The sequence below is a fragment of the Bradyrhizobium pachyrhizi genome (assembly GCF_029714545.1).
Lineage (GTDB): Bacteria > Pseudomonadota > Alphaproteobacteria > Rhizobiales > Xanthobacteraceae > Bradyrhizobium > Bradyrhizobium pachyrhizi.
This window is the reverse complement of the sequence record NZ_CP121667.1, coordinates 5,585,584-5,599,235: the sequence shown is the minus strand read 5'-3', so window position 1 is coordinate 5,599,235 and position 13,652 is coordinate 5,585,584. Positions and strand designations below refer to the sequence as shown.

The window sequence follows — 13,652 nt, the reverse complement described above, 5'->3', positions numbered from 1 at the left end:
GCCGTTAAGGAGACTGGCCGGACAGTTTCGCCGTCGGTGCGCGCAGCAATTGCTGCTCGGCATAGTTGGCCAGACGGTCGTACTCTTCGGCGATCTTCAGAAGGTTCGCGCGTGAGTTTTGATATCTGAACAAATCCGCCTTGGCACGTGTCTTGGCGGCTCGGTCCCGCCAATAAGTGGCGTTGGTCATGACGTTCTCGACCATGGCGCTTCCCCCTTTCTCAGGGATTGCCCATAGACCAACGTCGCCGCGACAAGTCCGCTCCCCGAGGAACCCCGGAACTCCGTTCACGCATGAAGAGTCACTGAAACATTCCGTTTGTTTCGAGCGAAATTTATTCAGGCTGGATTCACACGCGTTATTTTCCGGAACGCCGGATCGCGCGAATCATTCGGGCGCTGGGCAGGCTTTTTCATTAAGGAAATTTTTCAAGGCCCAGAGGGTCCGCCTGATTATCGGCACCGGCGGTTCGGCGTGAGTGAGCATGGAATAGGACGGCCCCGGCAACGCGAGATGCCGGGGCCGTTTTCCCGTGGTGCCCGGAATTCAGATCGAGGTGATCTTCTGCGCCGGCGCAGCGCGCTCGACGAAGCCCTTGGCGAGGGCGTGATAGACGCCTTCCTTGCAGATCAGGCGCGAGCTCGCGTGCGCGATCAGGGCCGCGGCCATCAAGGGCACGACCATCGCGTGATTGTCGGTCATCTCGGTGACGATCACGAAGGCGGTGATCGGCGCCTGAACCACGCCGGCGAAATAGGAGACCATGCCGAGCAGCATGATGGCCGACAGCGGCGCGCCGTGAAACAGCGGCGCGATGTTGGAGCCGAGCCCGGCGCCGACCGCGAGCGAGGGCGCGAAGATGCCGCCCGGCATGCCGCTGATCGAGGCGAACGTGGTCGCCAGGAATTTCCAGACGCTGAAGCTCGCCGGCAATTGTGTTCCGGCTTCGAGCGCGGATTTGACCTGCTGATATCCCGTGCCATAGATCGCGCCGTCGGACGCAATCCCGCAAATCGCAGCCGCAAATCCGCAGATCGCGGCAAAGCCGATTGGATAACGCTTGATCGCGCGTCCGACCGGATTGGCAAATCCGCGCGCCATCGCGATCAGGATGCGACTGAACAGGCCGCCCGCAAGACCTCCGGCAACGCCGCAGAGCGGCACCGCGAGCCAGTCGGTGCCGTTGCGCAAGGCCGTCGCGCTGGTGCCGAAATACGTATAGTTGCCCATCAGCGCGAGCGAGGTCAGGCCGGCAGCGATCACCGCGCCGATGATCAGGCTGCTGGTTCTCGTCTCGAAGGCACGGCTCATTTCCTCGATGCCGAACACGATTCCTGCCAGCGGGGTGTTGAAGGCGGCCGCGACACCTGCTGCCGCGCCGGCAAGGATCAGGCCGGGTTGGCGCCGCGGCGAGAAGCGGCCGAGCGCAAACATGATCGAGGCGCCGATCTGCACCGTCGGTCCCTCGCGCCCGACCGACGCGCCACACAACAGGCCGAACAGCGTGAGCAGGATCTTGCCGGCCGCAACGCGCAGCGAAACCAGGCTTTCGCGCGCGGTCTGGTCGGTCAGATGGCGTGCGGCGATCGCCTGCGGGATTCCGCTGCCTTGCGCGTTCTGAAAGAAGCGGTTGGTCAGAAACACCGACAGCGCGAACCCGGCCGGCGTCAGCAGCAGCGAGGCATAATGGAAACGGGATACCACCGCGCCAAACGCAATCTGCGCCAGATCGGCGAGCTGTGCCAGCGCGACGGCCGCAGCACCGACCGCAATGCCGCCCAGCAAGAACAGGGCGCGGCGCTGCCAACGCGCGGAGACTAGTCTGAGCAGCCGCCTCTGGCGGTTGGAGGGGAAGGTCATTTTGGACGAATTCTTAGCTCATGTCGTGGTCCGATACGAAGCGGATCGCGTCATTCCTAGCACGCGTCGGCGGTAGGCGAAGCTGAAGAAATCAGCACGGTGTGCCGGCGCAGCCGCCAAACTCCAGGGCCGAAATCCGCGATACCGCCTGAGGCCTCACTCTTCGGCGATCTCCAGGAGGCTCGCGCGTGAGTTTTGGTGTCTCAACGACTCCGCCTTGGCGCGTCCTTTCCCGCCGTGACGCATGATTGAGGGACGCGGAAAATCTGGCACAAACTGCACTTTGCGCGGCTTCCGCCGCGGCGTATTTTGACCGCCCCATTGAAGGGCGCATGTCATGTCCGAAGTGATTGTTCGAGCGGGCATCGTCGTATTGGGACTTTGCCCAATCGCAATGGTTGCCGTTGCTCTATTCATTTGATGGAAGCTCACCTGGCCCGACCGCGCCAACCGGGCCGGTAGACGGCCCCAGCGCCAGCCCTCCCAGGCCCCCATAGGTTGCTGGGGCCACTCAATTAAGGAGACCGCCGGTTGGCGGCCTCGTTCTTTGCCTGGTACCGAGTTGGGTAGAACAGATATTCCCGGAGTATGGCTGTCGTCACCGGGGTTGATGCCGCGCGAATGACATGGGCGCTGAATCGAAAAGGGCCGTCGCATCGACGGCCCTTTTCTGCCGGTTACAATAGGTCTGTAACAACTCAGTCGTGAAAAAATGCTCTGCAAAGAACGGCAACGCCGGCAGGGTCGTATTACGGCCGTCCTATCTTTCCAGAAATCCGGATCAGTACGGTGTTGCTGACTAACCTGTGTTATTTTTCCGGGGACTTCGGACCGCGCAGATATCCGTCCGCCGTGTGATCCTTCAGAGGGGCCGGGCCTCCGCAATTGAAGCACCGATAGAGGCGGTTGCCTTTGCCGCCCGGAGGCAATGCCAATTCCGGTTTGTGCCCGCACTTCGGGCAAATCTCGGTCTTCGGTTCCATGACTCCACGCAACGATTAACAAACTTACGTCGCGTCAAATTGCAGGTCAGCGAGCGCGGATAAATAACGTGTGATGTCGCCCGGATAAAAGGCCCAGGCCCTCCGTCCAGGAACCGACGCTGCGGAGCATGATTGTCACAGGTTCGGTGCTGTCCCTGCCGGCAGCGCCCGGACGATCACAGTAACTCGCGGCCCCAGCTTGTGCCCCCTCGCTGGGGCCGTTTCTTTGGGGTGGAAGCGCGGCCTTTCAAGCCGCGATGATCCCGCCGCCTATCTCCGACGCCGCTGCTTTCTCGGAAACAGCCGGTCGCGGATGTAGCGGGAGGTCGGCGTCAGGCGAAGGCCCCGCGGCTTCTGCCAGGCGGCGCGGTCGATCTCCTTCTTGTCGCCGATCGCCAGTCGGCCTTTGGCGTTCTTGGCGATGAAGATCGCGTCGCTCATCCTGCGGCCGGAACGCTTGTTCCTGGCCGTCACTTCCTTCCACAGGCTGAGCCTGCCGAGCTTGAGCTTCGGCAGCTCCTCCTTGATTTCGCGCTTGAGGCAATCCTTCCCGGTCTCTCGCGCACGCCTGCGCCCGCCGGGAAACATCCACAGCCCGTCAGATCGGCGTCTAACCAGAAGAACCTTGCCGCGCTTCGCGGCTACCAGCTTGGAGGACTTGGGCATTGGAAGACTTGGGCATTTGCTGCGCAATGATCGAAATAGAATCGACCTATTTTAACTTGTCTATTTGTGTAGACAAGTTCGATGCCGCATTGTTCCACTGTCGTATGTCGGCCGTTTGTCTTTGACGGCGGCGATCCTCGCTGCGCGCGGTCACCGTAGCTTCGTTGATCTCGCTTGATATCCGGCACCTCACGTTGAATTCGTGAAGCTGTACGGCGGATGACCGGAACTCATCCGGTTGCGTCGTGATAACGATACGCCATGACAGGTGCCTTCACCCGCTTGACTCAATGTTCTTGTTTTGTTCTAATTGCCCTCCACCGGGAATTGGAGGACGCCATGGACAACCGCATCAGCGAAATTCGCAGGCAGATCAGGGCGCTGCGCGTCAGCATGCTCGAGGCCGAAGCCATCATGCGCCAGCAGATCAACCGCGATGAGGACTGCGCCTTCGTTGCCGGGGACCTTTTGAAGATGCGGCTGGTCATGAGCCGCCTGGTCGAGGAGCGGGGCGTCCTGGGCGACCGCGATCCGATCATCGTGCATGCGAGCGTTGCACCGCGCCGTCGCGCCGCGACGCCGGCCTTCATTCGCCCGGTGAAGCAAGAGCTCGGCGCCGGCGAAGCGCGTGCATGACCGAGTGCTCGGGATGCGGCGGCTGCGCGCCGAGCTGCAAGACGTGATGTGGAAAGATGAGAGAGCCGCTTCGGTATTTCCACGACAGCGATGATCACGCGCCCTGGATCAAGGCGCTGGCCGAGGTCCGGCACATGGCGACGCGGGAAGGCTGGTGCTTTCACCATGTGCAGGCGATCATCGTGGCGATCGACCAGTATGCCGAGGCCGCGCTCGGCAACCGCGAGTTCTTCCTCAACCGGCCGCAGACTGTCGGCCCGGTGAGGCGAGGCGACGTGCCTTAACACGCGGATCGGCAGGCACGCGCGTTCGGCGTCGCGGCAGCTCAACGCGCTGTCCGCGGCGGCGAAAAGCATCGCTCAGGAAGTGCTGCCTATTTCGTGTAGCCTTGACTGCTGCAGTACCACCAGGATTCGGCGGGCGATGCGCCATGCTCGATCACGTACTTCCGGCAGGCTTCGTAGCTGACCGCATACCGCTTTCCGCACGGTACCGCAGAGATGCCGAAATTGCTGGTCGAGCATGTGGATGCGGCGTGGCCCGTCGACATCGACAGGACGCCGATAAAGGGCAGGACCGCTAGAAGTGACAGGGTCTTCATCATAGCCATCGCCTCCCAAGTTGGAGGACAGCGGGGCCGCCGTCCCCGCGGAGAACCTACTACATCGCACGCCGTTCACCACCGGATTTCGCACTTCTCACGCGCGATCTGCATCGTCACACATCGTCACGCAGGCCGTGTTCGTCGTCATGCCCGGCGCATGACGCCTTCCGGGCGCAGGGGCCAAATGTCCCGGCCTGCCTGAGGCGGCCGGGATGGCCAATCCGCTGCCGGCGACATATCGTGACGGTTCGCGGCCGAATCTGAGGCGGATCGTTCATCGCCGGGTCATGTCAATCCGGCCATCGTCAGCGCCGCGCCCGCGAGGGCGGCGGCATATTTGCGGAGGAGGTCTTGGATGATCAGGGGCTGGCAGGTTGCGACGTCGGCGCTCGCCATCGTCGTGATGGTTGCAACGCTGGGGGCTGAGGCGAACGCGGCGCAGTGCGGCAACGGGCCCGGCGGGTTCGAAGCCTGGAAGCAGCAGTTCTCGGGCGAGGCGAGCGCCAAGGGCATCGGCGCCACCGCGATCGCTGCGCTGATGCAGACCCATTACGCCAGTGCGACGATTGCAGCGGATCGCGGCCAGCGCAGCTTCGGCCTGTCGCTCGAGCAGTTCATGGCCAAGCGGGGATCTGCGACCATCGTAGCGCGCGGCCGATCGCTGAAGCAGTCGCAGGCGGCGCTATTCGCCTCGATCCAGCAGCGCTATGGCGTGCCGCCGGGACCGTTGATCGCGATCTGGGGTATGGAGAGCGGTTTTGGCAGCCAGCGCGGCAATCAGAACATGCTGTCCTCGATCGCAACCCTTGCCTATGACTGCCGCCGTCCGGAGTTCTTCACCGACCAGCTCTATGCGGCGCTGAAGCTCGTCGACCGCGGCACTTTGTCCGGAAGCACGCGCGGCTCGATGCATGGCGAGATCGGCCAGACCCAGTTCATGCCGAAGAACGTCCTCGCCTACGGCACCGGCAATCTCGACGTCGCGGCCAACGCGCTGAGCTCGACGGCGAACTTCCTGCGCGCCCATGGCTGGCGCGCCGGCGCCGGCTATCAGCCCGGGGAACCCAACTTCGCCGCGATCGAGGCGTGGAACGCGGCAGGCGTCTACCAGAAGGCGATCGCCATCATGGGGCGGCAGATCGACGGCCAATGAGCGCAGGCGTGAGTTCCTTCATCGCCTGTTAACGCAGCGGTGCCCAGATCGTGCACTATGAAACGGGAGCAGATGGAGACCGGCTCCATGCTCAAGAATGGCACCTACGCGGCGTGGTTTCGAACGTCGCTTGCGGACGGCACCGGCATCGTGCACGTCGCCGATGGCAGGCTGTGGGGCAGCGACGCGGTCATGCTCTACAGCGGCACCTATGAGGTCGACGGCGAGCGCTTCTCCGCCGTGCTCACCACGCAGCGGCATTCCAGGGACGGCACGACCGTGTTCGGCACCGACGACCTCGTGGTGCGGCTCGACGGCATCTGGACCGGCGCGATCGCGACCTGCACGGGCAGGGCGGACGCCGTACCCGATCTCGCCTTCGAGGTGACGCTGATTCCGAGCCAGGAGATGGCGGCCAAGCCGCCGCCGGATCTGCCGCTGCCGAAATTCGACCCGAGCAAGCTTCCGAAGCTGCCGAAACGCTCCAGCCGTTAAGGCATGATCCGGAAAAGTGCGAAGCGGTTTCCCTCGCGACAAACGCCAAAGCCGTTTGCGCGGGGATCACGCGCTACGCGTCGCGCGGGCCCGCAGTCTCCGGAAACGGCGCGCCGGGGATGTAGAGCTTCAGCGCGCGGATCTCGTAGACCGCCGACGGGTTGACGCTGCGCAGATCGCGCGCCGCGGCGATCGCCTCCGCCTCATCGGCGCAATCGATCACGTAGAAGCCGAGCAATTGCTCTTTGGTTTCGGAGAACGGCCCGTCGATCACCATGCCGTGGCCGGGCCCACGCAGCGTGCTGGCGTTGCGGGTATCGCCGAGCCGCGCAGCCGGGCCGAGCTTGCCCTTCAGCCGTTGATGGACCTCGCGCAGACCCGTCATCACGGCAGCATCCTCCTCGGCGTTCCACGACTTGACCTCGGCTTCGACGTGATAGGCCAGGATGGCATAAAGCATCTGATGGGCTCCTTATTTCTGATGCGACTGGCCCAAGGACGTCTCGCGGCGATCCGAGCCGACATTTCATCTGTAGCGGATCGGACGGTCTTTGTGTTGCGACAAGGTATCCCGCCGTCCGGCATGGCGGCGGCGAATCGCGCAGGCCAAAACAGCAAAAAAGGCGCGGCGGATTAGCTTCCGCCGCGCCCCCGATTTTGATGTCTCGCTGGTCCAGGGCTGAGAGCGCCCCGATGCCAGGCTGATTGCTCAGGGCCTAGCGGGCGATCCCAGCGAGGTGACAGCGCTTGAGACAAGACACTAGATCACCTCCTTTCTTTGTTGATGGGACTTCCAATATAGGTGCCGAATCCGCCGCTGTTAAGGCCGCCTCCGGCCCGTCCGCGCCGGGAAACCGGCCGGATTGCGGCGAAATGGTTTCGTTTACCGGAGAACAGAACGCACCCCGGGGGCAGTTGAGGCCGCCGCCCGGCCGTGTTAGGTGAACCCGAGATGCGGGTGTAGCTCAATGGTAGAGCAGCAGCCTTCCAAGCTGAATACGAGGGTTCGATTCCCTTCACCCGCTCCATTTCCCCTTGGAATAGGCAGGCCTTACGATAGACGGCGCTGATCGATGCGCCGATCAATCGGCCATAGTTACGCGACCTGGACAGGACACGAGATGAACATGCCGTCCATCGAGATTCGCCGCCTCGCGCCCGCGGACGCCGGCCTCTATCGCGACATCCGCCTCGAGGCGCTGCGGTTGAGCCCCGAAGCGTTCGGCAGTGCATATGAGACGGAAAGCGCGCATCCCGTCGAGTGGTTCGCGCACCGACTTGAGGGCGACGCGGTGATCCTCGGCGCGTTTCGTCGCGGCGAGCTCGCCGGCATCGTTGGCTTCGTCGCGGCGGAAGGGCCGAAGCGGCAGCACAAGGGCGCGCTGGTCGGGATGTATGTGCGGCGAGAGGCGCGGCGCGCCGGTGTCGGGCGGCTTCTGGTCGATGCCGCGCTCGAACTCGCGGCGCAATCGGTCGAACTGGTTCAGCTCGTCGTGGTGAAGGGCAACGAGCCGGCCTGTCAGCTTTATCAGAACGCGGGCTTTGTCGAATATGGGCTCGAGCGGCACGCGCTGAAGATTGACGGCCGCTACTACGACGACATCCTGATGGCGAGGGATCTGGTCGCGCGTGCCTGACGGCGCTCTGATGGCGCGACACAGTTTCGGCGGACCGTTGCGCCAAGTGGGTATCGCCACGTCCGTTCGCCCGCCACCCGCCGGAGAGACGCCATGCCCAGGATCGACCTTGCAAACGTGCCGGAGCGCAAGGGGACCGGCTATCCGGCGGAGTTCGCCGCGCCGTGCGCCGAGCGGGTGCGGCAGCGTCTCGGTGATGCCGGCGGGCTCGCCGACTTCGGCGTCAACCTGATGCGGCTGCCGCCCGGCAACTGGTCGAGCCAGCGCCACTGGCATTCGGATGAGGACGAGTTCGTCTATGTGCTCGCGGGCGAAGTGGTGCTGGTGGAGGGCGGCGGCGAGACGGTGCTGCGCGCCGGCGATTGCGCGGCGTTTCCGAAGAACTCCGGCAACGGGCATCATCTGATCAACAGGTCGCAGATGACGGCGACCTATCTCGAGATCGGCTCGCGCTCGCGCGCCGACGTCATCACCTGCTCCGACATCGACATGATGAGCCCTAGCTCCGACGACAGCTTCCTGCACAAGGACGGCACGCCGTACGAATAGCCCCGCCTGTCGCGCCGCGCACGAAATCGGGCGTTGCGGATCGGCCGGCGAAGGACCAATGTTCCGGCGAGGGAGCTTTGGTCGCGTCCATGCCGGAATGGTATTTCATCTGGGTCGACGGTCCGCGCGGACCCGAGCCGCAGAAATGGTCGTCGGACGCGCTATGGGGCCAGCTGGCGCGTCAGGATGTGATCGTGCGTTTTCCCCTGAGCGATCGCGAGGCCGAATTGTCGCTCGACCAGCTCGCAAGGCTGCACCCGGTGCCGCAGTGAGCTGCGCCGCAGTTCTTTCCGTCGACGTTCAATCCGCCGGGTTGAACGTCAGACCGAAAGATCGAAGCCGGGCGTTGCGACCTCGGTCAGGAACGCGGCGACGAACATCTTGCCCAGCACGTGCTTGGCCGCCGGCGTGCCGGCCTTGAGCCGGCCGGCGCGTGTGGCTTCTGCGAGCTCGGCAAGCGTCGGTGCCGCAAGGCTCGTGTCGGGTGTGATGCGCGGCGCCGTCGCCGATGCGCTGAGCAGCACGCCGGCATAGTAGAGCCGGGTGAGCGCGCGGACATGTGCGAGCCGTGCGCGCAGCGCCTCGTCGAGCGGGCGGCCGAGCCAGGTACGATGCAAGATGTGCTCCAGCTCCGGCGTCCTCGCCAGGCTGTCGCCGACAATCGCAAGGTCGACCAGCGGATCGGTGCGATAGGCGGATTCCCAGTCGATCATCCAGAGCCTGTTGCCGTCGAACAGGATGTTGGCGGGGAGCGAGTCGTTGTGGCTCGACACCGAGTTGGCCTCATCCCAGGCATAGGCCGCGCGGATCCGCGCGAGATGCGCGTTGCAGCGGTCAAGCACGCCGGGCGCGAACAGGCCGGTGCGGCCGACATGGGCCCACAGCCGGGCCACGATGTCGGGGTAGCGCAGGAAGGCGGGAAAGGTCGGCGTCGCCTGCAGGCGCGCCAGCAATTCGCCGAGCGCCTTCGCCAGCGCCGGCAGGCCGCCGGGATAGCGGCCGAGCGGCTGCCGCTGCACAAAATCCATTACCGCGACGCGCGAGGCCTCGTCGACATAATGGAGTCGCGGCGCGATGCCGGCCTCGGCGGCGATCCTGAGCGACACATACTGAAACGGATTGCGCAGCGGGCTCGGCATTCCTTCGATTCGGAGCAAATAATTCTCGCCGCCTGCATCGATCCGGAACAATTGCGCCGACGTTGCGCCGCCCGAGACCGATGTGACGGCCTCGATCGCTGCGGTGCCGATCACCTGATGCAGTGCGGCATGTGCTGCGTCGCGCTGTGCCGGCGGAAGTTTATCGAGAGTACTCATGCGCAGGAAGTTAGCATGGCCGCTATGCGAGCCCAAAATCGCGTTGATGCAGCGTTCGCGATCTATTGCTGGAAGCGCACGACGAAGCGTGAAACAATGCTGCAAAAATCATGTTGGGAGAGAACTTGATGTCGTTCGAGCGGGAGTTGCATTGCGCCGTTGCGTGCCGATCATGGATCGCGTTGCCATTATTCTGCCTGATCAGCACGTTCGGAGTGATGCATAACGCCGCCGCGAACGAGTCCTTGCAGATTGTGGACGCGCGCGTGCCGGCGGTCGACAAAGCGGGCGGGGACCTTCCGTTGACGATGACGATCAAGAACGAGGCCGACAGCGCCGATGCGCTGCTTCGTGTCCGCTGCCCGGTTGCGAATTTTTCCGAGCGTCATACTGTGGATCGCGGCGAGGGCGCACCGGCGATGCGCTCGATATCCAATATACCAGTGCCGGCAAAGGCAATGCTCGAGCTGAAGCGTGACGGTTATCACGTCATGCTGCTGCAGATGCGTCAGGCGCTCACGCCGGGCGAGACCTTCAAATGCGCGATCGTTTTTCAGAAAGCAGGCACCATCGAGACGGAGGTACAGGTCCAGAAGTGACCTCACACAAGTGACTCAAGAAGACGGCGGGTGGTGCACAGCCATGCGCCGGGACTCAAGGCTTCTCGCGTGATCGCCCGTGTGTGACGGGCGGTTCGATCAATGAAGAATGCTAGATCCGGAGGAAATGAACTCATGACAAGGTTGAATTGGGTAAAGTCACATATGCTCGCCGCGGCAGTAGCATCCGCAGCGACCTTCGCGGGCTCTTTCGCGCTCGCCGACGATGTCGGCCAGGACCGTCTGCTCAATGCTGACAAGGAAGCAGGCAACTGGCTGCACCACCACAAGAACTATTCGGCGACGCGCTTCTCGTCGTTGGCCGATATCAACAAGGACAACGTCAAAAACCTCAAGGTCGCCTGGACCATGCATCTCGGCGGCGTCGAGGGCGGCGGAATCTGGTCGCATGGCGGCCTGGAGGGGACGCCGATCGTCGAGAACGGCTTCATGTATGTCACCGACGGCTGGGGTTCGGTCTACAAGATCGATGCACATGGCGGCAAAGGCGTGCTGCTCTGGAAGATGGATCCGAAGACCGACCATGACTGGGCCGGCGCGGTCGCCTGCTGCGGCGTCGACAACCGCGGCGTTGCATTGTGGGGCAACCTCGTCGTCTCGCACACGCTCGACGGTCGCCTGATCGCAACCAACAAGGAGACCGGACAGGTCGCCTGGCAGCGCCAGGTCGCCGATCCCGACAAGGGCGAGGTGATCACCGGCGCACCGCTGATCGTCAAAGACATGGCGATTACAGGCGTGGCGGGCGCCGAATACGGCATACGCGGCTGGATCGCCGCGACCGACCTGAAGAGCCAGAAGGAAGTGTGGCGCACCCACACCATCCCGGGCAAGGACGAAGCCGGTCACGAGACCTGGAAGGACGACAAGGACGCCAAGGCGAGCGGCGGCGGATCGACCTGGGTAACCGGCAGCTTCGACCCCTCGACCAACACCATCGTCTGGGGCGTCGGCAATCCCGGACCGGACTGGGACAACGAGTATCGGCCCGGCGACAACCTCTACACCGACTCCTCGCTTGGTCTCGATGCCGACACCGGCAAGATCAAGTGGCACTACCAGCACACGCCGAACGATCCCTACGACTATGACAGCGTGGCGGAGAACGTGCTGGTCGACGTCCCCGGTCCGAACAACACGACGCAGAAGCTCGCGCTCGAGGCCGACCGCAACGGCTTTGCCTATGCGATCGACCGCAACAGCGGCAAGTTCATCTGGGGTCTGCCGTTCGTCAAGAAGGTGACCTGGACCAAGGGTCTCGACCCCGAATCCGGCAAGCCGGTGGAGTATGATCCGAAGCAGGGCGTGCAGCGCTACAACGCGGCGGTGACGCCAAGCCGTACCAACAAGGTGACGGACATCTGCCCCGGCAACATGGGCGGCAAAAACTGGCCGCCGACCGCGTATAATCCGAACCTGAAGCTCTGGTACATCCCGGTGATCGAGAGCTGCAACCGGATCACGGTCGAGGAGACGACGCCGGACAAGTTGAAGAAGCGCGAGTTCTTCACCGGCGGCGGACCGAGCCAGCCGGTCAAGATCACCGGCAGCGTCACCGCGATCGACGTCACCACCGGCAAGGTGGCAGGGAAGGCGGAGACCGAATTCCCGAACCTCGGCGGCATCCTGGCAACGCCCGACCTCGTGTTCTCCGGACAGCCGTCCGGCGAGGTGATCGCCTATGACGCGAAATCGCTGCAGCAACTCTGGCAGTTCAACACCGGCGGCGGCGTCAATGCGCCTCCGATGACGTTCTCGGTGGACGGCAAGCAGTACGTCGCGATCCTGGTCGGCCTCGGCGGAGCCTGGGACAAGTGGTTCATCGATGCCACGCCCGAGCTGAAGCGGATGCAGCCGGGCTCGATGCTCTACGTGTTCGCCCTCTGACGTCGCAAGCGCGGGAGGTCTCTCACCGAGGCCTCCCGCGTCGATTTGGCCGAGAAAGACAAGAAACAAGACAAATGAAAAAAAATTGGCTGGTTGGCGCGTGGCTCGGCTGCGCGCTGGTGATGGGATTTATCGGTACCGCGCAAGCTCAGTCGGCGAGCGATCCGACCGATGCGGGCAAGGCGGTGTTCAAGCGCGGCAATTGCGTCGGGTGCCACAAATGGCATGGCAATGGCGGCGGCGGCTATGGCGGCGACGCGCTGTCGCTGCGCAAGACCGAGCTGACCCGCGAGCAGATCATCGAGACCGTGACGTGCGGGCGGCCGGGCACCGGCATGCCGTTCTTCGTGCGCGGCTCCTACGACACCACGAAGTGCTACGAGATGACCCGGCAGGACGTCGCGGACCGCATGCCGCCCGAAGCGAATGTGTTCCTGCGTCCGAACGAGATCGAGGCCGTCGCAGACTACGTGCTCGCCCGCGTCAAGGGCAAGGGCGAGCCGACCTACGATGAATGCATCGCGTTCTTCGGCGATGGCTCGCGGGTCTGCAACATCTACAAGGAGGCCGGCCACGCCGCCGCGCCGTCCGACCAGAGCGAGAAGGCAAAGCCATGAGCAAGCAAGGATCGGCAATCCGTGGCTTGGTCTTCGCTGTCACCGTCACGGCAGCGGTGCCGGCGATGGCGACCGCGGGAGACCTGCGCGACATCAGCGTCGGAATGGCGATCAGCAGCGTTCCGGACGCGGGCTACATCAATCTGACCTGCGTCGGAGAGAAGACCCACAGATTGGCTGACTGGGCGCAGTGGCAGGCTTGCCAGGCCGGACCGGACCAGCTGCGCGGCATCCGCTTCGAGTATGATCGCGAGAGCGGGCGGGAAGGTACCATGGTCGGCGGCCATCCCGCGATCCTCACCGTCATGATCGACAAGGACGCCAAGATCGCGGCGCTGATGATCGAGACCGATCCGAAGGCGCGGCTCTATCTGCGCAAGAAGGCCTTCCTGCTCGGCCTGCAGGCGAGATCGCGCTATGGCGAGGACGGCTGGACCTGTTCGAAGGCACAGCCGGGCGCCGACAAGCAGGAGGTCGGCGGCGTATTTGTCGACGAGAAATGCACCAAGACGATCGACGGCCGCACGGTCGAGATCGAGCGTCATCTCTATCGCGAGCCGAACAAGGAGCTCAAAGACATGACCGACGAGACCCGGATCACGATTCGTCGTGCCGGGTCTTGAGCGTG

The 13,652-nt window shown here is 63.7% G+C and carries 17 protein-coding genes and 1 tRNA gene; 12 read left to right on the top strand and 6 right to left on the bottom strand.

Translation table 11 applies throughout. The features are described 5' to 3' along the window. Positions 1–4: 4 nt before the first annotated feature. From QA639_RS26510 to QA639_RS26500, 3 genes are all read right to left on the bottom strand, one after another. Complete coding sequence (locus tag QA639_RS26510; RefSeq protein WP_028335384.1) at positions 5–205, bottom strand: hypothetical protein; 201 nt, start codon at positions 203–205, stop codon at positions 5–7. A 342-nt stretch (positions 206–547) separates the two neighbouring features. Continuing rightward, a complete protein-coding gene (locus QA639_RS26505) occupies positions 548–1,861 on the bottom strand; it encodes a chloride channel protein (RefSeq protein ID WP_050384792.1) in 1,314 nt (437 codons plus the stop codon). Between the two features lie 1,253 nt (positions 1,862–3,114). After that, the gene (locus QA639_RS26500) at positions 3,115–3,510 is read right to left on the bottom strand and encodes an NUDIX hydrolase (protein WP_026192922.1); all 396 of its coding nucleotides are present in this window, start codon (positions 3,508–3,510) and stop codon (positions 3,115–3,117) included. A gap of 261 nt (positions 3,511–3,771) precedes the next feature. Between QA639_RS26500 and QA639_RS26495 the strand changes: the two genes are divergently transcribed. Together QA639_RS26495 and QA639_RS26490 are read left to right on the top strand one after the other, a co-directional pair. Further along, positions 3,772–4,146 carry a hypothetical protein gene (locus QA639_RS26495; RefSeq protein WP_283087654.1) on the top strand — a complete coding sequence of 125 codons (375 nt, stop codon included), beginning with the start codon at positions 3,772–3,774 and terminating at the stop codon, positions 4,144–4,146. A 56-nt stretch (positions 4,147–4,202) separates the two neighbouring features. Continuing rightward, entirely contained in the window at positions 4,203–4,430 is a 228-nt protein-coding gene (locus QA639_RS26490; protein ID WP_016843397.1) for a hypothetical protein, read from the top strand. An 89-nt stretch (positions 4,431–4,519) separates the two neighbouring features. On the opposite strand, the gene QA639_RS26485 is transcribed toward QA639_RS26490, so the two are convergent. Beyond that, entirely contained in the window at positions 4,520–4,750 is a 231-nt protein-coding gene (locus QA639_RS26485; RefSeq protein ID WP_225160192.1) for a hypothetical protein, read from the bottom strand. 355 nt (positions 4,751–5,105) lie between these two features. Here QA639_RS26485 and QA639_RS26480 point away from each other — a divergent pair, with 355 nt between their 5' ends. Continuing rightward, positions 5,106–5,903 carry a lytic murein transglycosylase gene (locus tag QA639_RS26480; RefSeq protein ID WP_038383190.1) on the top strand — a complete coding sequence of 266 codons (798 nt, stop codon included), beginning with the start codon at positions 5,106–5,108 and terminating at the stop codon, positions 5,901–5,903. Between the two features lie 87 nt (positions 5,904–5,990). Beyond that, positions 5,991–6,398: a hypothetical protein gene (locus tag QA639_RS26475; protein WP_283087653.1), complete on the top strand. Its 408-nt coding sequence runs from the start codon at positions 5,991–5,993 to the stop codon at positions 6,396–6,398. Positions 6,399–6,471: 73 nt separating this feature from the next. On the opposite strand, the gene QA639_RS26470 is transcribed toward QA639_RS26475, so the two are convergent. Next, a complete protein-coding gene (locus QA639_RS26470; protein ID WP_028335390.1) occupies positions 6,472–6,858 on the bottom strand; it encodes a YciI family protein in 387 nt (128 codons plus the stop codon). A 494-nt stretch (positions 6,859–7,352) separates the two neighbouring features. On the opposite strand from QA639_RS26470, the gene QA639_RS26465 reads away from it, so the two are divergent. From QA639_RS26465 to QA639_RS26450, 4 genes are all read left to right on the top strand, one after another. Then, positions 7,353–7,426, top strand: a tRNA-Gly gene (locus QA639_RS26465). A gap of 99 nt (positions 7,427–7,525) precedes the next feature. Then, entirely contained in the window at positions 7,526–8,035 is a 510-nt protein-coding gene (locus QA639_RS26460; protein ID WP_198400323.1) for a GNAT family N-acetyltransferase, read from the top strand. A gap of 93 nt (positions 8,036–8,128) precedes the next feature. Continuing rightward, on the top strand, positions 8,129–8,584 hold the full coding sequence (locus QA639_RS26455; RefSeq protein ID WP_157348442.1) for a cupin domain-containing protein: 456 nt from the start codon (positions 8,129–8,131) through the stop codon (positions 8,582–8,584). 89 nt (positions 8,585–8,673) lie between these two features. After that, positions 8,674–8,856 (top strand): hypothetical protein, encoded by a 183-nt coding sequence (locus tag QA639_RS26450; protein WP_229158945.1) that lies wholly within the window; start codon positions 8,674–8,676, stop codon positions 8,854–8,856. A gap of 48 nt (positions 8,857–8,904) precedes the next feature. Here the strand turns inward: QA639_RS26450 and QA639_RS26445 are convergent, their stop codons facing one another. After that, on the bottom strand, positions 8,905–9,900 hold the full coding sequence (locus tag QA639_RS26445) for a phosphotransferase (protein ID WP_157348443.1): 996 nt from the start codon (positions 9,898–9,900) through the stop codon (positions 8,905–8,907). A 128-nt stretch (positions 9,901–10,028) separates the two neighbouring features. On the opposite strand from QA639_RS26445, the gene QA639_RS26440 reads away from it, so the two are divergent. The 4 genes from QA639_RS26440 to QA639_RS26425 all read left to right on the top strand — a co-directional run bounded on the left by QA639_RS26440 (position 10,029) and on the right by QA639_RS26425 (position 13,647). Beyond that, positions 10,029–10,499, top strand: a complete 471-nt coding sequence (locus QA639_RS26440; RefSeq protein WP_307720401.1) for a copper chaperone PCu(A)C — start codon at positions 10,029–10,031, stop codon at positions 10,497–10,499. A gap of 135 nt (positions 10,500–10,634) precedes the next feature. Then, on the top strand, positions 10,635–12,407 hold the full coding sequence (locus tag QA639_RS26435; protein WP_129965109.1) for a PQQ-dependent dehydrogenase, methanol/ethanol family: 1,773 nt from the start codon (positions 10,635–10,637) through the stop codon (positions 12,405–12,407). Positions 12,408–12,529: 122 nt separating this feature from the next. Beyond that, positions 12,530–13,024: a c-type cytochrome gene (locus tag QA639_RS26430; protein ID WP_035631104.1), complete on the top strand. Its 495-nt coding sequence runs from the start codon at positions 12,530–12,532 to the stop codon at positions 13,022–13,024. Further along, positions 13,021–13,647, top strand: coding sequence for a hypothetical protein (locus tag QA639_RS26425; protein WP_063709654.1), 627 nt, complete (start codon positions 13,021–13,023; stop codon positions 13,645–13,647). Before QA639_RS26430 ends, QA639_RS26425 begins: the two co-directional genes overlap by 4 nt. Positions 13,648–13,652: the final 5 nt, after the last annotated feature.

Bases quoted from the DNA above. Each gene is read 5' to 3' on its own strand.
- QA639_RS26510 (WP_028335384.1), bottom strand. From the start codon at position 205: ATGGTCGAGAACGTCATGACCAACGCCACTTATTGGCGGGACCGAGCC.
- QA639_RS26505 (WP_050384792.1), bottom strand. From the start codon at position 1,861: ATGACCTTCCCCTCCAACCGCCAGAGGCGGCTGCTCAGACTAGTCTCC.
- QA639_RS26500 (WP_026192922.1), bottom strand. From the start codon at position 3,510: ATGCCCAAGTCCTCCAAGCTGGTAGCCGCGAAGCGCGGCAAGGTTCTT.
- QA639_RS26495 (WP_283087654.1), top strand. From the start codon at position 3,772: ATGACAGGTGCCTTCACCCGCTTGACTCAATGTTCTTGTTTTGTTCTA.
- QA639_RS26490 (WP_016843397.1), top strand. From the start codon at position 4,203: ATGAGAGAGCCGCTTCGGTATTTCCACGACAGCGATGATCACGCGCCC.
- QA639_RS26485 (WP_225160192.1), bottom strand. From the start codon at position 4,750: ATGATGAAGACCCTGTCACTTCTAGCGGTCCTGCCCTTTATCGGCGTC.
- QA639_RS26480 (WP_038383190.1), top strand. From the start codon at position 5,106: ATGATCAGGGGCTGGCAGGTTGCGACGTCGGCGCTCGCCATCGTCGTG.
- QA639_RS26475 (WP_283087653.1), top strand. From the start codon at position 5,991: ATGCTCAAGAATGGCACCTACGCGGCGTGGTTTCGAACGTCGCTTGCG.
- QA639_RS26470 (WP_028335390.1), bottom strand. From the start codon at position 6,858: ATGCTTTATGCCATCCTGGCCTATCACGTCGAAGCCGAGGTCAAGTCG.
- QA639_RS26460 (WP_198400323.1), top strand. From the start codon at position 7,526: ATGCCGTCCATCGAGATTCGCCGCCTCGCGCCCGCGGACGCCGGCCTC.
- QA639_RS26455 (WP_157348442.1), top strand. From the start codon at position 8,129: ATGCCCAGGATCGACCTTGCAAACGTGCCGGAGCGCAAGGGGACCGGC.
- QA639_RS26450 (WP_229158945.1), top strand. From the start codon at position 8,674: ATGCCGGAATGGTATTTCATCTGGGTCGACGGTCCGCGCGGACCCGAG.
- QA639_RS26445 (WP_157348443.1), bottom strand. From the start codon at position 9,900: ATGAGTACTCTCGATAAACTTCCGCCGGCACAGCGCGACGCAGCACAT.
- QA639_RS26440 (WP_307720401.1), top strand. From the start codon at position 10,029: ATGTCGTTCGAGCGGGAGTTGCATTGCGCCGTTGCGTGCCGATCATGG.
- QA639_RS26435 (WP_129965109.1), top strand. From the start codon at position 10,635: ATGACAAGGTTGAATTGGGTAAAGTCACATATGCTCGCCGCGGCAGTA.
- QA639_RS26430 (WP_035631104.1), top strand. From the start codon at position 12,530: ATGGGATTTATCGGTACCGCGCAAGCTCAGTCGGCGAGCGATCCGACC.
- QA639_RS26425 (WP_063709654.1), top strand. From the start codon at position 13,021: ATGAGCAAGCAAGGATCGGCAATCCGTGGCTTGGTCTTCGCTGTCACC.